General features: G+C 65.6%; 20 protein-coding genes. 9 read left to right on the forward strand and 11 right to left on the reverse strand.

Features of this window, described 5'->3' with window-relative positions:
- Nucleotides 1-18: 18 nt before the first annotated feature.
- Nucleotides 19-657: an HAD family hydrolase gene (locus tag DCM80_RS31010; protein WP_257195128.1), complete on the forward strand. Its 639-nt coding sequence runs from the start codon at nucleotides 19-21 to the stop codon at nucleotides 655-657.
- On the opposite strand, the gene DCM80_RS31015 is transcribed toward DCM80_RS31010, so the two are convergent.
- Together DCM80_RS31015 and DCM80_RS31020 are read right to left on the reverse strand one after the other, a co-directional pair.
- Nucleotides 654-1694, reverse strand: coding sequence for a phenylacetaldoxime dehydratase family protein (locus DCM80_RS31015; RefSeq protein ID WP_257195129.1), 1041 nt, complete (start codon nucleotides 1692-1694; stop codon nucleotides 654-656). The two genes, DCM80_RS31010 and DCM80_RS31015, sit on opposite strands and share 4 nt — an antisense overlap.
- Before the next feature lie 28 nt (nucleotides 1695-1722).
- Nucleotides 1723-2739, reverse strand: coding sequence for a carbon-nitrogen hydrolase family protein (locus tag DCM80_RS31020; protein ID WP_257195130.1), 1017 nt, complete (start codon nucleotides 2737-2739; stop codon nucleotides 1723-1725).
- A 195-nt stretch (nucleotides 2740-2934) separates the two neighbouring features.
- On the opposite strand from DCM80_RS31020, the gene DCM80_RS31025 reads away from it, so the two are divergent.
- The 4 genes from DCM80_RS31025 (at nucleotide 2935) to DCM80_RS31040 (ending at nucleotide 6986) form a co-directional block, all read left to right on the forward strand.
- On the forward strand, nucleotides 2935-3891 hold the full coding sequence (locus DCM80_RS31025) for a helix-turn-helix domain-containing protein (protein ID WP_257195131.1): 957 nt from the start codon (nucleotides 2935-2937) through the stop codon (nucleotides 3889-3891).
- 109 nt (nucleotides 3892-4000) lie between these two features.
- The gene (locus DCM80_RS31030; RefSeq protein ID WP_257195132.1) at nucleotides 4001-5026 is read left to right on the forward strand and encodes an aldo/keto reductase; all 1026 of its coding nucleotides are present in this window, start codon (nucleotides 4001-4003) and stop codon (nucleotides 5024-5026) included.
- A 67-nt stretch (nucleotides 5027-5093) separates the two neighbouring features.
- Nucleotides 5094-5474 (forward strand): c-type cytochrome, encoded by a 381-nt coding sequence (locus DCM80_RS31035; RefSeq protein ID WP_257195133.1) that lies wholly within the window; start codon nucleotides 5094-5096, stop codon nucleotides 5472-5474.
- A gap of 90 nt (nucleotides 5475-5564) precedes the next feature.
- Nucleotides 5565-6986, forward strand: coding sequence for an MFS transporter (locus DCM80_RS31040; protein ID WP_257195134.1), 1422 nt, complete (start codon nucleotides 5565-5567; stop codon nucleotides 6984-6986).
- Between the two features lie 79 nt (nucleotides 6987-7065).
- On the opposite strand, the gene clpA is transcribed toward DCM80_RS31040, so the two are convergent.
- A complete protein-coding gene (clpA, locus tag DCM80_RS31045; protein ID WP_028135887.1) occupies nucleotides 7066-9471 on the reverse strand; it encodes an ATP-dependent Clp protease ATP-binding subunit ClpA in 2406 nt (801 codons plus the stop codon).
- Nucleotides 9472-9753: 282 nt separating this feature from the next.
- Nucleotides 9754-10086: an ATP-dependent Clp protease adapter ClpS gene (gene clpS / locus DCM80_RS31050; protein ID WP_257195135.1), complete on the reverse strand. Its 333-nt coding sequence runs from the start codon at nucleotides 10084-10086 to the stop codon at nucleotides 9754-9756.
- A 482-nt stretch (nucleotides 10087-10568) separates the two neighbouring features.
- On the opposite strand from clpS, the gene DCM80_RS31055 reads away from it, so the two are divergent.
- Nucleotides 10569-11921, forward strand: a complete 1353-nt coding sequence (locus DCM80_RS31055) for a pilus assembly protein (protein ID WP_257195136.1) — start codon at nucleotides 10569-10571, stop codon at nucleotides 11919-11921.
- Nucleotides 11922-11993: 72 nt separating this feature from the next.
- On the opposite strand, the gene DCM80_RS31060 is transcribed toward DCM80_RS31055, so the two are convergent.
- A complete protein-coding gene (locus DCM80_RS31060) occupies nucleotides 11994-12332 on the reverse strand; it encodes a phasin family protein (RefSeq protein ID WP_028135884.1) in 339 nt (112 codons plus the stop codon).
- 386 nt (nucleotides 12333-12718) lie between these two features.
- On the opposite strand from DCM80_RS31060, the gene DCM80_RS31065 reads away from it, so the two are divergent.
- Nucleotides 12719-14581 (forward strand): D-alanyl-D-alanine carboxypeptidase, encoded by a 1863-nt coding sequence (locus DCM80_RS31065; protein ID WP_257195137.1) that lies wholly within the window; start codon nucleotides 12719-12721, stop codon nucleotides 14579-14581.
- A 247-nt stretch (nucleotides 14582-14828) separates the two neighbouring features.
- Here DCM80_RS31065 and DCM80_RS31070 read toward each other — a convergent pair whose 3' ends face one another.
- The 4 genes from DCM80_RS31070 to DCM80_RS31085 form a co-directional block, all read right to left on the reverse strand.
- Entirely contained in the window at nucleotides 14829-15557 is a 729-nt protein-coding gene (locus DCM80_RS31070) for a DnaJ domain-containing protein (protein ID WP_257195138.1), read from the reverse strand.
- Nucleotides 15558-15627: 70 nt separating this feature from the next.
- Nucleotides 15628-16377, reverse strand: coding sequence for a VWA domain-containing protein (locus DCM80_RS31075; RefSeq protein WP_257195139.1), 750 nt, complete (start codon nucleotides 16375-16377; stop codon nucleotides 15628-15630).
- A gap of 122 nt (nucleotides 16378-16499) precedes the next feature.
- A complete protein-coding gene (locus DCM80_RS31080; protein WP_257195140.1) occupies nucleotides 16500-17360 on the reverse strand; it encodes an alpha/beta hydrolase in 861 nt (286 codons plus the stop codon).
- Nucleotides 17361-17696: 336 nt separating this feature from the next.
- A complete protein-coding gene (locus DCM80_RS31085; RefSeq protein ID WP_257195141.1) occupies nucleotides 17697-18620 on the reverse strand; it encodes a division plane positioning ATPase MipZ in 924 nt (307 codons plus the stop codon).
- Between DCM80_RS31085 and DCM80_RS31090 the strand changes: the two genes are divergently transcribed.
- Entirely contained in the window at nucleotides 18619-18753 is a 135-nt protein-coding gene (locus tag DCM80_RS31090; protein ID WP_257195142.1) for a hypothetical protein, read from the forward strand. The genes DCM80_RS31085 and DCM80_RS31090 overlap by 2 nt on opposite strands.
- A gap of 150 nt (nucleotides 18754-18903) precedes the next feature.
- Nucleotides 18904-19755: a pantoate--beta-alanine ligase gene (gene panC, locus DCM80_RS31095; RefSeq protein WP_257195143.1), complete on the forward strand. Its 852-nt coding sequence runs from the start codon at nucleotides 18904-18906 to the stop codon at nucleotides 19753-19755.
- Here panC and DCM80_RS31100 read toward each other — a convergent pair.
- Nucleotides 19752-20192, reverse strand: a complete 441-nt coding sequence (locus DCM80_RS31100; protein WP_028135877.1) for a DUF1489 family protein — start codon at nucleotides 20190-20192, stop codon at nucleotides 19752-19754. The two genes, panC and DCM80_RS31100, sit on opposite strands and share 4 nt — an antisense overlap.
- Nucleotides 20193-20234: 42 nt before the next feature.
- Nucleotides 20235-21245 (reverse strand): hypothetical protein, encoded by a 1011-nt coding sequence (locus DCM80_RS31105; protein ID WP_257195144.1) that lies wholly within the window; start codon nucleotides 21243-21245, stop codon nucleotides 20235-20237.
- Nucleotides 21246-21383: the final 138 nt, after the last annotated feature.

Raw genomic sequence — 21383 nt, forward strand, 5'->3', positions numbered from 1 at the left:
CAACGCAGGTCCGGCCGGATGGTGACAATCTTTTTTGATCTCGACGGCACCCTCACGGACCCCAAGCCTGGGATCACGCGCTCGATCCAGTACGCGCTGGCGCGGCTCGATGTCGCGGTGCCGAGCGAAGACGAGCTGACCTGGTGCATCGGACCGCCGCTGCATGCCAGCCTGAAGAAGCTCACCGGAACCGACGAGCTCGCCGACCGCGCCCTGCTGCTCTATCGCGAGCGCTTCAGCGATATCGGCCTTTTCGAAAACGAGGCCTATGCCGGCATCGTGGACACGCTGACGACGCTCGCCGCGACCAACCGGCGCATGTTCGTCGCGACCAGCAAGCCCGCGGTCTACGCCAGGCGCATCGTCGATCATTTCGGCCTGAAATCCTACTTCGAGCACGTGTTCGGCTCCGAGCTCGACGGCACGCGCGTCGACAAGCGCGACCTGCTGCGCTACGCGCTGGACGAGACGAAGGTCGATGCCGCCAGCGCGATCATGATCGGCGACCGCAGCCATGACGTGGTTGGCGCCCGCACCAACGGCATGACCGCGATCGGCGTGCTCTACGGCTATGGCAGCGAGGCCGAGCTGAAGGACGCCGGCGCGCATCACATCTGCGCCGCGCATCCAGAGCTGCTCGGCCATTGCGTCGCTTAGGCGCTGGCCGCTTCCACGGAAGCCAGCATGCCGGTTCTGTCGTGGCAGTTCAGATATTCGAAGAACTGCTCGTCCGCCGCGGCCACCGTGACCTCGTGATACAGTCGCAGCCTGGCTGACGGTCCAAGTGTCGACAGATACTTCATCGCCGCGCCAAAGATCCTGACATGGGTCGGATGCGACTCCGCCCAGCGCTCCAGGGCCGCCAGACTCTTCCACCAGCTCTGGCCATAAGACTTCTCGCTCATGCTGCCGTCGGCCGAGATCAAGCGCATGTAGCGGTTGGCATAGCAGCCGATCGCGAGACCGTCGTCGCGCAGGAAATCCATGCCCTCGCGCAGCACCGGCTCGACGTCATCGAGATAAAGCTTTCGTTCGGACGCTTCGGTATCGCTCCAGTCCTGCCCGGAACGGATCAGGCAGAGGTTGTCGTGCGCCACGACCCGCAGCCGAGCGCCGTCGCGGACCAGCTTCGGCGTGCCGCCGGGCGCCATCGCGTCGGTTTGCGACAGCGGGATGCGGTCGCGCATGCCACCCCAATAGGCGTGCTCCTGCACCTCGCCGCTCATGCCCTCGGCAATCACCGCGACGCCCTCAGTCCGATCGGGCGACGAGAACAGCGTCTCGTGCCGCGCCACGGTCGGACGCAGCACCTCAATGAACGTGCCGATGCCCTCGCGCTGCCGCCCGGTCCAGGCTTCGCGCGCCGGTTCGAACCAGGCGTCGAAGCGCACGATGTCGTCCCAATAGCCGACGAAGACGATGGTCTCGTATCCGGCCTGATCGACATAGCGCGCGCGGTCCCAATGCGAAGGCCCGTCTGCGGCAGCGAACTTCGCCGCGATCTCCGCAAGCGCCTCCGCCGCGGCCGCCGACGCAGAACCGTGATGCTGCACGCCGAAATAGGCCATCGCGACCCGGCTCACGCCCGGCTTGTAGCGCGCCACGAAAGACGGATAAGGCGGCTGGTAATCGTCCGGCACGCGCTTGTGGCGCGTGCGCGTGGTTTCGAGATGCAGAGGAATTGCGGATTCCATGGCCGTACCCTCCCCTCGATCACTTTGATCAGCTTGCCGCCGCGGCGATGTCCGTGGGCTCGACGGTATCGGCCGGCAACGCGAACTGCTCGACGCGCTTGTAGGGCTTCTTGTTCAGTAGCAGCCGCGTCACGTCCGGGCGCGAATAGTGCCCGGCCGGGTCTGCCGCGTTCTTGGCGACGCCGATGGCGCCGAGGTCGATCTCGGCGATCAGGAGCCCCTCCTGATCCGGCGCCAGCTTGTCGCCGATCTGGCTGCCGTCGGGGCCGTAGATCGCGGCAAAGCCGCCGCCCGCATGCAGCAGAGCGTGCTTGTCCGGCCGGTCGCAGAGCTCGTCGATCATGGCCTGCGACACCGTCGCGCAAGGCGCCAGCACGAAGCAGGAGCCCTCCACGGCATAGACGCGCGAGGCGGCGTTGTTGACCTCGGCCCCTAACGCCGGCGCGAAGGGATCGTAGAGCGAGAAGCTCGGCCAGGCCGCGACATGCACCTGCTCGTTCTGGGCATACATCGCGTATTTCGACAGCGGCTGCAGATGCTCCCAGCAGCACAGCGCGCCGAGCCGGCCGATGTCGGGCCGTGCGTGCACGGCAAGGTCGCTGCCGTCGCCCTCGCCATAGACGGTGCGCTCGGCATGGGTCGGCCGCAGCTTGCGGCGCTTGGCGATGGTCTCGCCGTCGGGTCCGATCAGCCATTGCGCCAGATAGAGGCTGCCGCCATCGCGCTCGGACAGGCCGATCACGGCGGTGAGCTTGGCCTTGCGCACGGCATCGCGTAGCCGTTCGGCCTGCGGGCTGTCATAGGCCAGCGAATTGTCGAAATAGCGCTGCACGAAGCCGCGGCCGATCGCCCAGGCCGGCGAGTCCATCCAGATGTGCCAGGGGTAGCCGGGGATGAAAGCCTCCGGGAAGGCGATCAGCCTGGCCCCCTTCTCGGCGGCCTCCCTGATCAGCGCGACCGACTTGTCGACCGAGGCGTCGAGGTCGAGCCAGGCCGGCGCCGCCTGCACCACCGCCACCTTGTATTTCGGATGTTCGATGCCCATTGCCGCCTCCTGGCCGGTTGATCGGAAGCCATCTCCGATGCAGTCTATTGGACCAAAGCGGGCGATCGAGCGCTCGACCGCGGCGGAACAAAAACTCGACCGGACGGAATTCCTGCCGGGTACGGGATTTGCCTCCGGTCAGGCTGGGTCCTTCCATTGGCGGTTTTGCTGGACGGGACAAGGGAGGCTTTCCAGATGCCAATCCAGTTCACGACGGACGGCAGCCCGGCCCATCGGCGGCTCGCGCTCTGGCAGGATATCGTCTGTGACGTCTTTGTCGGGCTCGACTGCAGGTCCGATCTCGGCAGTGCCTTTCGCGGCTCGGTCACGCAAGCTGCGCTCGGCAAGGCCGTATGCTCCGAGGTTTGTTCCGACCGCCAGCACGTGTTCCGTACACCCTCGCGCATTGCTCGCTCGGATCAGGATTTCGTCCTGGTCGCGCTCGGCCATCGCGGCGACGGCGGCGTGGTGCAGGACGGCCGCGAGACCGTGATCCATCCCGGCGAGTTCGCGCTCTACGACACCACGCGCCCCTATGAGCTGAAGTTCAACGATCCTTTCACGCAGTCCATCTTCAAGGTGCCGCGGGAGATGTTGCAGCGTCGGTTAGGTGCCACCGAGACGCTGACCGCGATGTCGTTCGGCGGCGACGCGCCGCTCGAGCGGCTCGCCTATGATTTCATCTTCCGGCTTTGCCAGAGCGCCGACCGGCTCGCGTCCGACGGCGCCGCCGCATTGTCGGAGCAGGCCGTCGATCTGCTCGCGATGGCGCTGAGCGAACGGCTCCGGAAGACGTCGCTACCGTCCTCGACCCACCGCTCTGCATTGCTCTACCGGCTCAAGGCGCACGTCCGCGCCCATCTCGCCGACCCCGATCTCTCGCTCGCGGACACCGCAGCCGCGCTCGGCATCTCGCCGCGCTACGTCAATGATCTGCTCGCCGACGAGGAGACCTCGTTCCAGCGTTTCGTCCTTGCCGAACGCCTCGCCCAATGCCGGCGCGACCTTGCCTCGCCCCTTCTCGGTCACCGCCATATCAGCGAGATTGCCTTTGCCTGGGGCTTCAACGACCTCTCGCATTTCGGCCGCGCCTTCCGCGGGCATTTCGGCATGTCGCCGCGCGACTTCCGGCACAGCCAGTTGCGGCACTGATCCAAGCAAGTCCGGTATGTGAGGGCGTGATAGGACAAGGCGCCTGCTTGCGCTAACGTCGGGACCAGGGCCGCACACGTCAATCAGCAATCAGCCGAGGAGCATATCGATGGAATACCGACGCTTGGGCCGGTCAGGCCTCATGGTGCCCGCTCTCAGCCTTGGCACCGGCACCTTCGGCGGCGTCGGCCGCCTCGCGGCGTGGGGGAGCACGGACGCGACCGAGGCGCGGCGCCTCCTGGACATCTGCCTCGAAGCCGGCGTGTCGATGTTCGACACCGCGAACGTCTATTCGCTCGGCGAATCCGAGCGCGTGCTCGGCGAAGCCATCAAGGGCCGCCGCGACAAGGTGCTGATCTCGACCAAGGCCACCTTCCGCCTCGGCGACGGTCCCAACGACATCGGCTCGTCGCGGCAGCACCTGCTCGCCGCCATCGACGGTTCGCTGCGCCGGCTCGGCACCGACTACATCGATCTGTTTCAGCTCCACGGCTTCGACGCCTTCACGCCGCCCGAGGAGGTGCTCTCGACGCTCGATGTGCTGGTGCGTGCCGGCAAGATCCGCTACGTCGGCGTTTCGAATTTCTCGGGCTGGCACCTGATGAAGTCGCTCGCACTTGCCGATAAGCACGGCTTTCCGCGCTACGTCGCCAACCAGACCTATTATTCACTGATCGGGCGCGACTACGAATGGGAGCTGATGCCGCTCGGCCTCGACCAGGGCCTGGGCGCGGTGGTCTGGTCGCCGCTCGGATGGGGACGCCTCACCGGCAAGATCCGCCGGGGTCAGCCGAAGCCCGAGGTGAGTCGCCTGCCCAAGACCGCCGAGTTCGGCCCGCCCGTGCCCGACGAGCACGTCTACCGCGTCGTCGAGGCGATCGACGAGGTCGCGAAGGAAACGGGAAAGAGCGTGTCGCAGATCGCGCTGAACTGGCTGCTGCAGCGGCCCACGGTATCGACGCTGATCATCGGCGCGCGCAACGAGGCGCAGCTCCGCGAAAATCTCGGCGCGGTCGGCTGGTCGCTGACCAAGGACCAGGTCGCAAAGCTCGATGCGGCGAGCAGGGTGACGCTGCCCTATCCCTATTGGCACCAGAGGACGACGTTCATCGACCGCAACCCGCCGGCGGTCTAGAACCCCTTGAGCTGCGTCAAGCGCGCTAGCCTCGGCCGTGGCATTCTGTGGCTATCGCGAGGCCCCGATGCGTCGATTTGCCATGAAGGCTCTATTCACGGCCCTCGGTCTGAGCCGCGCCGCACCGGCGTGGCTGGCCGTTGGCGTTCTGTGGAGCACAGCGAGTCAAGCCCTGGACGCCGAGCAGCGGCGCGCTGAAGCCATGCTGCTGCGGATGTGCGCGGAGTGCCATGCGGTCGGCAGGAGCGGCGCGAGCCCAAATGAGCTGGCGCCGCCTTTCCGGACGCTGGGCGAGAACAAACTTTACGATCCCGACTTCGCGCAGCGCCTCCAGGACGGCTACAGCAGCATTCACCGCGCCATGCCGACCGCCCGATTCGACCGCGACGACGCCGAGGCCGTGGTAAGCTATCTCAGGGCGATTCAGGAGCCGCGGAAGCCGAAATAGGCGCTGAACCGGCTGCCGCTCTGGCCGGAACCATCCCGGGCCGGACCAAGTTGCGACCAGCAACCGCATCTCAACCCAACACGCGTCACGATGTCGTCCACCACGATCGAGCATATCGACGGCCTGCCGCAGCCGCAGCGCAACCAGGCGGTGCTGACGATCGCGCTCGGCATCGTCATGGCGGTGGTCGACAGCGCCATCGCCAATGTCGCACTGCCGACGATCGCGGCCGACCTGGACGCGAGCCCGGCCTTCTCGATCTGGATCGTCAACGGCTACCAGCTCGCGATCACGATCTCGCTGCTGCCGCTGGCCTCGCTCGGCGAGATCGTTGGCTATCGCCGCGTCTATCTGGCCGGGCTGGTGCTGTTCACGCTGGCGTCCGCATTGTGTGCACTGGCGCACACGCTGCCGCTGCTGACGGCCGCGCGCATCCTCCAGGGCTTTGGCGCTGCCGGCATCATGAGCGTCAACGCAGCGTTGGTGCGCTTCACCTATCCGCGCCATCTGCTCGGCCGCGGCATCGGGCTCAACGCGCTCGTGGTCGCTTTCTCGGCCGCGGCCGGCCCGACGCTCGCCGCAGGCATCCTCGCGGTCGGAAGCTGGCCCTGGCTGTTCGCCATCAACGTGCCGCTCGGCGCGGTGACGCTGCTGATCGGCTTGCGCAGCCTGCCGCATACCAGGCCCGCCGGCCGTTCCTTCGACTGGCAAAGCGCGGGACTGTCCGCGATCACGTTCGGCGTCGGCATCGCAGCCATCGACAGCGTCGGTCATGGCGAGCCGGCGATCGTCTGCCTGATCCAGTTCGCCATCGCCATCGTCGCCGGCGCGCTCTTGATCTGGCGCGAGACCCACATGACCTCGCCGCTGCTGCCGGTCGATCTGCTGCGCATCCCGGTGTTCGCGCTGTCGATTGCGACCTCGATCGCCTCGTTCTGCGGTCAGATGCTCGCCTTCGTCGCGATCCCCTTCTACCTCCAGAGCCGTTTCGGCTATTCGGCGGTGCATATGGGGCTCCTGATCACGCCATGGCCAATCGCGATAGCGTTCGCGGCGCCGCTCGCGGGCCGCCTGGTCGAGCGCTATCCGGCCGGCCTGCTCGGCGGCATCGGGCTCTCGCTGTTCGCCTGCGGCCTTGCCACGCTCGCCTTGCTCCCGGCAGATCCGACGCCGTTCGACGTGATCTGGCGCATGGCACTCGCGGGCGCCGGCTTCGGCCTGTTCCAGACCCCCAACAACCGCACCATGATCGCCGCCGCCCCGCGCGAGCGCGCCGGCGGGGCCAGCGGCATGCTGGGCACGGCGCGCCTGCTCGGCCAGACCACCGGCGCAGCGCTGGTGGCGCTGCTGCTCGGCCGCTATCCGCTCGAAGGCACACGATATGCCCTGCTCGCCGGCGTCGGATTTGCGCTCTGCGGCGCGGTCCTGAGCATGCTGCGGCTGTCCCCGGCCGGCGCGCGCGGCGCCGAGCATGTCCGAGTGCAGGACGATCAGCGCCTGCGCGGCGACTGAGACCGGTTCACTGGCCCGATGTCGCACACATAAAAAAGGCCGGCTTCTCAGCCGGCCTTTCGATTCATATCGCTCGAGATCAAGCCTTGACCAGCGGACCCTTGGTCGGCCCCTTCGAGCCGCCGGGACCGCCCGGCTTGGACTTGCCCGGCGGGCGCTTGCGGGCGCCGGGCAGCTTCTCCTGCTTCGGCGTGACCGGCCCCTCGACGAATTCGAAGCCGATCTTCTCCTTGGTCTCGTCGGCCTCGTCCTTGACCAGAACGACGCGGACGTGACCGCCGCCCTTGAGCTTGCCGAACAGCACTTCGTCGGCCAGCGGCTTCTTGATGTGCTCCTGGATCACGCGGGCCATGGGCCGCGCGCCCATCTGCTCGTCGTAACCATGCTGAACCAGCCAGGCCTTGGCGGGCTCGGACAGCTCGATGGTGACATCGCGGTCGCCGAGCTGGGCTTCGAGCTGCAGCACGAACTTCTCGACCACGGTGCCGATCACCTCGACGCTGAGATGGCCGAACGAGACGATGGCATCGAGACGGTTGCGGAATTCCGGCGCGAACTGCCGGTTGATCGCCTCGTGGTCGTCGCCTTCCCGCTTCGAGCGCGTGAAGCCGAACGCCTGCTTGGCGAGATCGGACGCGCCCGCATTCGTGGTCATGATCAGGATCACGTTGCGGAAGTTGACCTGCTTGCCGTTATGGTCGGTGAGCCGGCCGTGGTCCATGATCTGGAGCAGCACGTTGTAGAGATCGGGATGCGCCTTCTCGATCTCGTCGAGCAGCACCACGCAATGCGGATGCTGGTCGACGCCGTCGGTCAAGAGGCCGCCCTGGTCGAAGCCGACATAGCCGGGAGGCGCGCCGATCAGGCGCGACACGGTGTGCCGCTCCATGTATTCGGACATGTCGAAGCGCAGCAGCTCGACGCCGAGGCTCGCCGCGAGTTGCTTGGCGACCTCGGTCTTGCCGACGCCGGTGGGACCAGAGAACAGGTAGCAGCCGATCGGCTTCTCCGGCTCGCGCAAGCCGGCGCGCGCCAGCTTGATCGAAGCGGCGAGCGACTCGATCGCCTTGTCCTGACCGAACACGGTGCGCTTCAGCGTCGTCTCGAGATGCTTGAGCACCTCGGCATCGTCCTTCGACACGCTCTTCGGCGGGATCCGCGCCATCGAGGCGATCGTGGTCTCGATCTCCTTGATGCCGATGGTCTTCTTGCGCTTGTTCTCGGCCACCAGCATCTGAGCCGCACCGGACTCGTCGATCACGTCGATCGCCTTGTCGGGCAGCTTGCGGTCGTGGATGTAGCGCGAGGAGAGCTGAACGGCGGCTTCGATCGCCTCATTGGTGTACTTCAGCCGGTGATAGTCCTCGAAGTACGGCTTGAGGCCCTTGAGGATCGCGATCGCGTCCTCGACCGTCGGCTCGTTGATGTCGATCTTCTGGAAGCGCCGCACCAGCGCGCGGTCCTTCTCGAAGTGCTGGCGATATTCCTTGTAGGTGGTCGAGCCCATGCAGCGGATCGTGCCCGAAGCGAGCGCGGGCTTGAGCAGGTTCGAGGCATCCATCGCCCCGCCCGATGTCGCACCCGCACCGATCACGGTGTGGATTTCGTCGATGAACAGGATGGCGTTGGGATGCGCCTCGAGCTCCTTCAGCACCTGCTTCAGGCGCTCTTCGAAGTCGCCGCGATAGCGCGTGCCCGCGAGCAGCGTGCCCATGTCGAGCGAGAACACCGTCGCCGCCGCCAGCACCTCCGGCACTTCGCTGTCGACGATGCGCTTGGCGAGGCCTTCGGCGATGGCGGTCTTGCCGACGCCGGCTTCGCCGACGAACAGCGGGTTGTTCTTCTGCCGGCGGCACAGCACCTGGATCGCGCGGTTGATCTCGGAATTGCGTCCGATCACCGGATCGATCTTGCCGTCGCGCGCCTTCTTGTTGAGGTTGACGCAATAGGTCTCGAGCGCCTCGCCCTTCTTCTTGGCGTCCTCGTTGCCCTTGGCCTCGGTCTCCTCATCGACGCCGCGAACCGGGCGCGCTTCGGACACGCCCGGCCGCTTGGCGATGCCGTGGCTGATGTAGTTGACGGCGTCATAGCGCGTCATGTCCTGCTCCTGCAGGAAATACGCGGCATGGCTCTCGCGCTCGGCGAAGATCGCGATCAGCACGTTGGCGCCGGTCACCTCCTCGCGACCGGAGGACTGCACGTGGATGACCGCGCGCTGAATCACGCGCTGGAAACCGGCGGTCGGCTTGGCGTCGTCGGCGCCATCGGTCACCAGATTCTCGAATTCGGTCTCGAGATAATTGACGAGGCTCGTACGGAGCTTGTCGAGATCGACGCTACAGGCGCGCATGACGGCGGCTGCATCGGAATCGTCGATCAGGGAGAGCAAGAGATGCTCGAGCGTCGCGTATTGGTGATGACGCTCATTTGCGATCGCCAGCGCACGATGCAGGGATTGTTCAAGGCTTTGGGAAAAAGTCGGCATTCGCGTCCTCTATGGCCCCCACCATCATGGTCGTGATCGCCCGGTCAGGCAACAACAACCTTTGTCACATATAGTTATACAAGATCGCGGCGAAAGACCGGTTCCGCGACTCGGGCGACTCACACTTGAGGCATTTTTCGATGCAAAACCCGTTCCTATCGGGCGGGAGCGGGGCCGGCGCGGAATTCCGTAGTTTTGCCGACTGCGACACACGTGGTGCGCACCGGCGTCACGCGACGCTCATACGGCAACCGACACGAGGGCCGGCATCAAACGCACCGTCTACTTCTTTTCCATCACGCATTGCAGAGGATGCTGGTGCTTGCGGGCGAAATCCATCACCTGCGTCACCTTGGTCTCGGCGATCTCGTAGGTGAACACACCGCACTCCCCGATGCCGTGATGGTGGACGTGAAGCATGATCTTGGTCGCGGCCTCGACATCCTTGTTGAAGAACTTCTCCAGCACGTGGACGACGAATTCCATCGGCGTGTAGTCGTCGTTCAGGATCAGCACGCGGTAGAGGTTCGGCCGCTTGGTCTTGGGCTTGACCTTGGTGATGACCGACGTGTTCGGCCCCGACGGGCTGCCCGAACGGTTCTCGTCATGGCTCATGCGAGGAGCGGAGGCAGCGGCTGGCGCGGACAGGTCGAGTCTGGAAGTCAATTGCGGCATGGCTCAGGCGTTCAAATTCCCCACGGAAGCGAATGGCGGTCACCGCGCGACCCCGCCCTTCGGAGCCTGGCGCAGGCGCGCCGCCTTGTTGGATCGCCGCTCCCGACAGATCCGGTCGGGGCCGGATCGTTCGCCAGCAATATGGGCCCGCCCCCGGCTCGCCGCAAGCGTGCAAAGGTCCGACCGATGGCCGCGCAAGTCCCGATTCCCGGTCCGGGCGATCCGGACCAAGGTTAATCAATCCGGACCGATTTGACAAAAATTTATGCCCTTACCGCTTAGAATCTGTTGACCAGGAACCAAGCCATTTAACACGATTACGACGTTTCCCCCGGGATACCCCGGTCTTCTACGGTGGGATTTACCAGGCATTCAGTGGCGTGGCGCGAAATCGGGCAAAACCACCGATTTCGGGGCTCGTCATGTTTCGCTCGCCGCTCGTCCGCCTGATTGGTCGACACCTCGCCCGCTTCGCGGCGGCCGAGCAAGGCAATATCGCCATGATCTTCGCGATTGCCCTGGTCCCGGTGCTGAGCTTCATCGGGGCCGCAATAGACTATAGCCGCGCCGTCCAGGCCCGCACGTCAATGCAGGCAGCCCTCGACTCCGCGGCTCTGATGCTCTCCAAGGACCTGTCGAACGGCACCATCACCACGTCGCAGCTTGGCACGAAGGCGCAGGCCTATTTCAACGCTCTGTTTACGGCTACGTCCGCCCTGCCCTCGGTCAGCGTCGCGGCCAGCTATACGGCCAGCACCAGCATGGGCTCGACGATCCAGCTCACCGGAGCTGGCACCTATACGACCACCTTCATGAAGATCGCCGGCTTTCCGACGCTCGACGTCGGCACCACGTCCACCAGCGCCTGGGGCAACGTCCGCATGCGCGTGGCCCTGGTGCTCGACAATACCGGCTCGATGGCCAGCGACGGCAAGATGGGGGCGATGCAGACGGCGGCGAAGAATCTGGTCGATCAACTCAGCGCGCTCGCCAAGAATCCGGGCGACGTCTACATCTCGATCGTTCCATTCGCCAAGGACGTCAACGTCGGCGCCAGCAACTACAACAAGAGCTGGATCGATTTCACCGATTGGGATGCCGCCAACGGCAGCTGGAGCTGCACGTCGGGCAATTCCAACAATTGCAACAAATGGAAATGGACGCCGGCGAACCACGATACCTGGAACGGTTGCGTGGTCGATCGCGATCAGGACTACGACACCAAGAACACCACGCCGACGAGCGGCAATGTGGGCACGCTGTTCCCGGCCGAGCAGTACTCCTACTGCAACACGGCCAGCTGGTCCTACCTGCAACCGATCATGCCGTTGAGCTACGACTGGACCGCGCTCAAGGGCCGGATCGACGCCATGAAGCCCACGGGCAACACCAACCAGGGCATCGGCCTCGCCTGGGGATGGATGACGCTGTCGACCGGCGATCCCATGAACGCGCCGGCCAAGGACACCAACTACACTTACAAGGACGCGATCGTGCTGCTGTCCGACGGACTCAATACGCAGAACCGCTGGTATAACAACGCGGCGCAGATCGACGCGCGGCAGAAGAAGCTGTGCGACAACGCCAAGGCCCAGCCTTCCAACATCACGATCTACACGGTGCAGGTGAACACCGGCAGCGATCCGACCTCGAGCGTGCTGCAATATTGCGCCAGCGGGACCGACAAATTCTACCTGGTCACGTCTGCCAGCCAGACCGCATCGGTGTTCAAGGACATCGGCACCTCGCTGTCGAAGCTGCGCGTGGCGCGCTGACCTATTGACCGCAGCAAACAAAAAGCCCGGCTGGATCAGCCGGGCTTTCGATTCCAAGATGTCCTGAAAGCGTTACTGGGCGGCCGGGGTGAACTTCGACACGATGGTCTCGACCGGCTTGAACGCCTGCTTGGCGAGGTCGCTGTAGAGGCCGGCGATCTTCTGCGATTCCGCAACGAAGGTCTCGTAGGCGGACCGGGCGAAATCGGTCTGCGCTTCCATGGCCTTGTCCAGCGACTTCACGCCGGAAAGCTTCTCGACGAAGGACTTGGTGTCTTCGAACGACTTCTTCGTGTAGTCGCCATAGGCACTGGCGATCGCCTGGAGGCCGTGCTGCACCGAGGTCGCGGAAGCAACGCACTGCTCGAACTGCTCTTTCCCGTAGCTCTGAAAGTCTTCAACCTTGAACATTCGGAATCCTTTTCCCTGGCTTTGGTCGGAAGCCCCGGCTCCCTGACTGTGCCCATAATTAGTGCAACGCACAAATAAGTCAAGAATATTTGTGCGACGCACAAAATTTGGCGTCATTCGCGCCAATTCCCGGGGTTTCCCGCAAGGTTTCCTTAAGCTTTTGGAAACCGCGGCCCCCTACCCTGATTCCCGGACGTGGTCAGCTTCCGAAGACGGTCGAAAGCCGTTTGAGAACATCACCTTAGCCAGAATAGCGGCTCGGGTCCAACGTCCCCCGCGGCGAACACCAGCGGAGGGACAGCCTGAGCAGGTAGTGATCCCGGGTCCGTTGGGCACAATTTCGCCTCACGAGCCGGTGATCTAGTCAGAAACGGGGACGGGGTTCCATGCTTCGTAAAAACTTGTCTGCCTCGCGCTTGGCGCGGGTTGGCGTTTTTGGGCTTCTCACCATCACCAGCGCGGTCATCTTCACCATCGATGCCGCCGAGGCACGGCGCCATCGCCGGCACTACGTGCACCATCGGGTGCAGCGCGATGTATCCGAGAGCTCCAGCTCCAAATTCGCCTCCATCATCGTCGACGGCAATTCCGGTGCTGTGCTGCAGGCAACCAGCCCCGACGCAATCCGCCATCCCGCCTCGCTGACCAAGATCATGACGCTCTATCTGCTGTTCGAGCGCCTCGAGTCCGGCAAGATGAAGCTCGACACCGAGATGCCGGTGTCCAAGCACGCGGCCGACCAGGATCCCACCAAGCTGAACCTGCGTGCCGGCCAGACCATTCGTGTCGAGGACGCGATCAAGGGTCTCGTCACCCGCTCCGCCAACGACGCCGCGGTGGTGATCGCGGAAGCGATCGCCGGCGACGAGGACGACTTCGCCCAGATGATGACGCGCAAGGCGCGCGCGCTCGGCATGTCCAAGACGGTGTATCGCAACGCCAACGGCCTTCCCAACGACGAGCAGGTCACGACCGCGCGCGATCAAGCCACGCTCGGCCGTGCCATCCAGGAACGCTTCCCGCGCTACTATCGTTATTTCGCGACCTCCACGTTCAACTGGCGTGGACAGTCGATCCGCAATCACAATCACCTGCTCGGCAGCGTCGAGGGCGTTGACGGCATCAAAACCGGCTACACCCGCGCCTCCGGCTTCAACCTCGTCAGCTCGATGCGGCGCGGCAACCGCCATCTGATTGGCGTCGTGCTCGGCGGCCGCAGCGGCGGCTCGCGCGATGCCATCATGCGCAACCTGCTCGCGGAGAATCTCGAGAAGGGTGCGACGGTCCACACCGTTGCCGCGGTCACCGAGCGCAACGGCGCCGACACCGCGACCAATGTTGCCGCCGCCTCGGATATGCAGCCGGCCCGTCCCGCGCTGCCGGTCCAGGCAGCGGCCCCTGCTCCCGAGCCTGCCCCGTCTCGTCTCGCTGCCCGCCTCGCGACGCTGGCCGCCGCGACGGCCGCGGTGCCACCGGCCCCGACCAGGCCAGAAACCAGCAAGCCTGAGGTTCGGCCGACGGAATCCAGGGTCGAGCCCGCGCCGCTCACCAACGGCGTGATCTCGAGCCAGCCGCTCTCCATCATTCCCGGCTCGTCCGAGCCGATGAAGCCGGTCCGGGTCAAGACGGTTCAGGTCAAGGCCGGCCCGGTGAAGGTCGCCTCCGCCGCCCCAGCCCCGATCCAGGTCGGCCCGCCCGTCACCAATGCCATTCCGTCCCGCTCCGACGTCGCGGAAACCTCCGGCGCCGTCGTCGCCCGGGCCGACCTCATCAACAAGCCCGAGATCGCCAGCCAACAGGAAGCGCCGAAGGCCGAGATCGCCCGCACCGAGCTGCCGCGGCAGCCGGCCGGCTTCGGCACCGGCAACGGGATCCTCGGCGTGCTGCCGGCCGCAACGGCCGCCGCGCCCGCCCATGCCCCTGCCCCGGCCGCTCCGAAGCTCGCCTCGGCCGAACCGATGCCGGTCCAGATGAGCGCCACCACCAAGCCTGCCGTCACCCACAGCGGCTGGATCGTCCAGGTCGGCGCGCTCGAGAGCGAGAACGAAGCCCAGCAGCGTATCGACGCCGCGCGCAGCTCGGCTCGCGGCCTGCTCAGCAAGGCCGATCCGTTCACCGAGCCCGTCGTCGCCAAGGACAATCGCAAGCTCTATCGCGCCCGCTTCGCCGGGCTCGAGCGCGACCAGGCCGAGGCGGTCTGCCGCACCCTGAAGCGCGCCGAGATTTCCTGCATCACCGTCCGCAACTGATCTCGCTTCCCGTTCCAGACGAAATGCCCGCGCCTTGCGCGGGCATTTTCGTTTTGGGGACGCGTCCGTGATGCGGAGACGGTGGCGCGATCGCGACGAGGCCGTTCCGCGACAACCTCTCGTCAAGAATTTACGGTTAAAACTTTGCTCAAGGGATCGACCACGCCGGAATGGCGGGCATCGGGGCGACGGCAAACGGAGCAAGCGGAGCTCACACGGTACGGGCGTTTGTGGCGTGGTGCCGGAGTTAGCCGTTATGCGTACGAAGCAGAGTATCCTTGGCCTCGTTTACCCGGGCAGCGAGATAGTTCGAGCCCCCCTGGTCGGGATGGAGTTTCTTCATCAGGGACTTGTGCGCCCGGGTGATGTCGTCACGCCCCGCGCCCGGCTGCAGGCCAAGGATCTGATAGGCCTCCTCCGCCGTCATTTTGCCGCTCGCCGTCGTGCGGCGCTGCCCCCCTGCCGCATCGCCCTGCGCGTTCTGACGCCAAGCGGGAAACCGGCGGTCCAGATAGCTTTCAAGTAAGGCCACACTCTCGGCGTCGAAGGTCGGGACCATCGCCAGCAGGCTCGCAAGATCGAACTCGCCGAGATCGCGCCCGGCGTGCGGCCCGGCCACGATCTGTCCGCCGAGCTGGCCGGAATCGTGATCGAGCCGCATATCCAGAAATTGCGAGCGCACGCGCGAGGTCTGCCCTGATGAGGGCGCGGCACCGCCGCCGCCGAACAGCCCGCCGATATTGCCGAAGCCGGTGTTTGCCAGCGGGGTCCAGCCCAATAGCCCGGCGCCGAAAATCCCCAGCGGAATCGCCACCGCCAGCTCGCCGCGCAGGCCCGTGAAAGCCGCGACCGCCAGCGCCAGCACGCCGCCGCCAAATCTGACGGCGCGCGCCAGCACCGCCGGGTTGGCGGCGCGGAACATCTGGAGCAGCAGGTAGAGCGTGATAACAGCGACAGCGCCGGCGAGCAGAGTCATGGCGGGAATATAGTCGCCCTCGCGGCAAAATGCATGGCGCACGCCGCCACGAGCCGGGACAGCTGAACGCCTATTTCATCTGACTGATCAGCCTGGCCGCGCCGCTTGCGGACGCCGCCAATCGCAACAAGGCCTCGCGGCCGCCGGCGGCATAGGCCGCGGCTGCCCGCAGCAGCTCGCGCAACTGCGCCGCCGCGCCCGGATCGAACCGGCACCAGGCACCGCCGGTCAGGCGCGCGATCTCGCGAAAGGCCTGTTCGGCGACCGCGTCATGACCTTCCTGAAACACGAACACGGGCACCTTGAGCATGCCAAGCTCGCCGGCCTTGGCGCAGAGCTCGTCGACGTTCTCCTCCATGGCATCGCCGACGAAGACGACGGCCCGCACGCCCGACGCGATCGCTTCGCGTCGCACCTCCGTCAGCACCTTGCCGATCTGGGTGTCGCCGCCGCGGCAATCGATCCTGCTCATCAACGCCGCAAGCCGGGCGCTGTCCGAGATCCAGCCCGTGGCGCGGCACTCGTTCAGGCCGCGATAATAGACCAGCCGGATATCGAGGCTGCCGAGCGCTGCGGTCTCGCGAAACATGTCGGCCTGAAGCGCGCAGGCCATGTCCCAGGTGGGCTGCCGGCTCATCGTCGCATCCAATGCGAAGATTAGCCGCCCCTTCGCGCCCGGCGCGTGGGGTGACAGCGCCCGCGCCTTGGCGACGAAAGCGGCGATGTCATCCGCGGTCGACGTTCCGACCTGCGGCAGCGCGCCGCCGGCGTCTGCCGAGACGGCATCGCCGCCGCGCGGCTTGATGGGTTCGCCCGACATCCCTTGACCCTTACGTGGACGATTAATGTGGTCAGCGCGGGCGGCGCGGTCAATGTGCAAAGCCCCCGCGGAACGAGCCAGCGGGGGCTTTGCGAATGCGGCGGACGATGTGCGCTAACGCATCAGCTCTTGGCAGGCGCCATCAGCGCGACCGGACCAGGCTCGAGCACATTGGGCGGCGAGGATTGCGTATCGACCGGCGCGATCTCGCTATCGGTCGCACTCAGGAATTTGTCGAGCATGCTCTGGATCGAGTTCTTCGCAACATCCGGACCCGTGTCGCGCATGTCGTTATGCTGGAATTCGGTCTTCACGACCTGAATGCCCGCCTTCTCGCACTCCTCGTCGGTCGGGATCACGCCCGCATCCGCCTTGAACTGCGGATCCTGCGAGCGGAACGAGAGGATCTTGAACTTGCCGGCGGTGACGAAGGGCACGCGCAGATTGTCGAGCGTGACGACCTTCTTGACCTCGTCCGGATAGTGCTTGGCGAAGTACATCGTGATGTCGCCGCCCATGGAATGGCCGACCATCGTCACCTTGGCGTAGTCGGCATTGGGCTGAATCTTCTTCAACTCGTGCATGGCGTAATGGATGTTGGCAACGCCGCGCAGGATCTGCGGCAGCCGGCCGACATAGAGCTCACCGGGCTTGGTGACCATCGGAGGATCGGTCGGCAAATCGTGCTGCGGGCTGACGACCATGTAACCGCGCGCAGCGAAGATGTTGGCGAGGAAGCCGTACTCGGTGTTCTTGACCGTGTTGCCGTGGTTAATCACCGCGACCGGCAGCGTGATCATGCCGGCATTGGCCTGCATTTCCTTGTCGCGGCGCACCGCAACGTAGACCGGCACGGGACGATTGTCGCGCGAGGCGTCGTAGAAGGTGATGGTCTCGTGCTTGATCGCCCACTTGCTCGCCGTGAAATAGGCGATGCCGCAGAGGGCACTGACTGAAACCAGAACGGCAATTCCACGCTTCATTTTCGTCCTCAGCCTCAGGCGCTTATTGCCTGAATCCCTGTTGAAAATCGTGTTCTCCGGGGCTCTCCGTCCCCTCGTCGCCTATCGCTAATATATGTCACAGGCGCGTGACAGGAAGGCCAAATATTGTGAACCGGCAGCCCTTTCGTTGTGCGGCGCACACGTTTTCTGAGCACCTGTGTCCAGCGACCACGTCGGACGCAGCTCACCATCCGACGCAGCCGGTATTGGTCGGGTTCAATTTCACGGTAAACGTCAAATAAAAACGGCCGAACGCCGTGACAGTTCCAGGAGGAACCCGCCAGTCAGATCAATCGAAAGTAGCGATATACCACCTCAGGCGCCGAGGATGTCGTGGACCTCGAGCGGCTTGTCGATCTGGTTGAACCATTCGGCCCGGTTGGCGGCGCGGCGGCGGCCGCGCTCGTCGAGCGGCAGCTTGAGCTGACGCAGCAGGCTCGTCACCTCTTCCCGAGCGGTGAGATGGCCGAGATTGGGCCGCATGCCGAGCGTGGCCTCGTCGATCTCGTCGAGGGCGGTTAGGCCGCGCGGGAAGAATTCGCGATAGACGACGCGCTCGGCGAAGCCATCGACGTAGCGGAAGCCGAGCCGCAGCGACAGATCCTTCAGCCCCTCGGCGACCAGCTGCTTGTTGCGGGAGCCGAGCATCGACAGGCGGTTGCGCACGACGATCCAGTCGGTGGTCGAGCCGTCGAGCTGGCGGCGCTTGCGCCGGACGTCGCGCACCATCTCGGCGTAGTGGCTCTCGCCGGTCACCGCGTAGCTGGCGGGATCGACGGTGCCGAGCACGTCGAAATCGAGGAAGCTGTCGTTGATCGGCGTGACCAGCGTGTCGGCCATCGAATGCGCAAGCCGCATCAGGTAGCTGTCGGTGCCCGGCGTATCGATCACGATGAAGTCGAAACTGCTCTCGACCGCCGAGACCGCCTCCATGAACTGCTGGAACTCGGAATTCTCGTTGTCCGCGATCTGCATGGTCTCGCCGAGCTTGATGCAGCGATGCACCGGCAGTTCGAGGTCGAGCTTGGTGCGGCGCGCCCAGGCGGCGCGGTTGTTGATGTAGCGGGTGAAGCTCTGCTGACGACAGTCGAGGTCGATGGTGGCGACGCGCTGGCCGGCCTTCAGGAGCGCAACGGCGATGTGCAGGGCGGTGGTCGACTTGCCGGAGCCGCCCTTCTCGTTGCCGAGCACGACCACATGTGCCGAGCCGGATTGGCCTTGGCTAGCCTGCACAAGCATGGCGATCCTCAACACCCCTGATGAATATCTTCGAGTTGGCCGCGTCTGCGGTCAAGTGAAATGCGTGACAGGTCATGCAAATCGTATTGCGCCGTTCTTCATCATGAATGGCGGCGCCAATCTTCGTCTGTGATCCAGCCCACAATGTCGCGATGTCATGCGCGGCCTTGCGCGGGATGCTGTGCCGCATCCGGGTGCATGGCGTCCATGATCGCCGCTTGTTAAGGTTAGCCGCACCGGGCGCAGATCGCGCCGCGCCGATTCCCAACCCTGCCGAGTCCTGATGTCATCAAGCCCCTTGATCGCCCGCACGGTCCCGACCTTGCGCCGCGCCGCCGACAATCTTCGCAAGCGAAAGGCCACGATCGCGCTGGTCCCGACCATGGGGGCGCTCCATGACGGGCATGTGTCCCTCGTCCGCCTCGCCAAGCGGCGCGCCAGCCGCGTCGTGGTTTCGATCTTCGTCAACCCGACCCAGTTCGCGCCGACCGAGGATTTCGGCGCCTATCCGCGCACCTGGAAGGCCGACATCGCCAAGCTCGCGGCCGAGGACGTCGACATCGTCTGGCATCCGGACGTCAAGGCGATGTATCCGGAGGGCTTCGCCACCCGCATCGTGCCGGAGGGGCCGGCCCTCGCCGGCCTCGAGGATCGCTTCCGCCCGCATTTCTTCGGCGGCGTCGCCACCGTGGTCGGCAAGCTGTTCACGCAAGTCCGGCCGGACTTCGCGATCTTCGGCGAAAAGGACTTTCAGCAGCTGCGGGTGGTGACGCAGATGGCACGCGACCTCGACCTCGGCGTCAAGGTGATCGGCTCGCGCACCGTGCGCGAACGCGACGGGCTCGCGCTGTCCTCGCGCAACGTCTACCTCTCGCCCGAGGAGCGGCAGACCGCCCCCATCCTCTACCGGGCCATGAAGGAGAGCGCGCGGCGGATCAAGGCCGGCGACGCCATCGCGCCTGCGCTGGCCGGCGGCGCCGAGATGATCGAGGCGGCGGGCTTTGCGCTGGACTATTACGAGGTCCGCCATGCCGAGACGCTGGCGCAGGTCGCCTCGCGCAAGGACGGCCCGTTGCGGATCCTGGTCGCGGCCAAGCTCGGTAGCACCCGGCTGATCGACAATATAGCCGTTTAGAGCAGCCCCAGATCACGCAATTCACGCCGCATCGGCTCCGGCATCGCCGCAATCGAGCCGGCGGCGGACCTGCCGAGATCGGGCGGCACGGAATCCTCCGTGAAATAGCGCCAGCCCTGGAACGGGCGCATCGGCCGCGGCGACACCGAGATCACCTTCGGCTGCATCACGATGCGGCAGCGCCCGATACCGTCCTTGTCGCGGAACGGCTCGATGCCGATGATCTTTTCCCGCGCGGCGATCTCGCCCTTGATCACCCAGTAGAGCGACCCGCCGGCGAGGATCTCGGCGTCGCGCTTGGGGACCATGCGGGTGATGTGGACGTGACGTTGCGGCAGACCCTTCTTCTTGGCGGTCTGCATCCGTTCGGCGATCCACTCCTTCAATTCCTTGACGGAGTCGCAGCCGACGGCGAGCTTGATCAGATGTAGCGGCATGGCCCAGCATTAGCCGGGCAGCACTGCATTTGGAATGCCGAACTATTCGTTATCCGCAGCCGCGGGAGCCGCCGCCGTTGCCGGCGGGGGTGCGAGCGGAACCGGTGCTGCGGGGGCACGCGCAGCCTTCGGCGGCGGCGGCCTTTTCGCAGCCGGCGCCGCGGGCGTGGAAGCCTGCGCCGCGGCAGCTGCCGGCGCGCGCGAAGCTGCCGGCGCGGCCGCAGCGTTCGCGGCCGGGGCCGCCTGCCGCGTCGTCGCCGCGGGCTCCGGATTCATGATGCTGACCGGCGGCGTCGACGAGGCGCTCGGAAACTCGGCATTGGTCGGCTTGCCCGTCGGCATCGAGGGCGGCAGCCCCGCGAGCGCCGCAGTCGGCGGCAGCGCCGCTGGCGCCGTCGCCATTGCCATCGCCGGCGCGTTCCAGGTCGGCGCATGGCGCGCGACCAGCGTGTCGTAGAGATGGGAATCCATGTTGGCAGCGACCTGCTGCTGGTCGGTCAGCGAGCGAAACGCGGCACAGTCGAACTGGGTGCAGCCGTCGCGCACGACCAGCACCTGCGCCACGAGACCGTAGCGATCGCGCTCCAGCGCCTTGCGCAGCGCTTTCATGTCCGCCGTCAGGCTCTTCTCGGCGGTCGCGGCATCGCCGAGCGCCGTCAGCCGGTCGATGCGGGCCGCGGTGTAGGACACCGAGGCCGCCACCGCATCCGGCGAGCCGAACAGCGCCTTCTCGCAGCCGATGGCGACCGCATCGCCGGCGAGGTCGTCAAGGCAGGACAGTGCCGGCAGGCTGGCGACGACCGCACCCTGACCTTGCGCGCGCGTCTCGGTCGGCGCGTCCGGGCCATAGACCCGCACGGTGGCAGCTCCGGCGATCGCCATGGAGAGCAGCGTGATCACGGTCAGGGCGCCGTTGGCGACGGATCGATCGGCGCGCAGCAGCGTGATCAGCAGGATCAATCCGAAGAATCCCGCAGCGGCCAGCGTCATCCACATCGGAAAGGCCGGTGAGCGCCAGATTTGGTCGAGCGAAGCGGCCCATGCCCAGTTCATGCGCGACGTCCCCTCACGCGAGCAGAGAGCGAATGGTCAAGCGAGCACCGCGAGTCGGCAACTGCCCCGGCCCACCTTTTGAAGGTGAAGCGGGCCTTTTGACGGCGGCAGGACACTATTCCCTGATGGCAGCGATGC

The sequence above is a fragment of the Bradyrhizobium sp. WBOS08 genome (genome assembly GCF_024585125.1).
GTDB lineage: Bacteria > Pseudomonadota > Alphaproteobacteria > Rhizobiales > Xanthobacteraceae > Bradyrhizobium > Bradyrhizobium japonicum_B.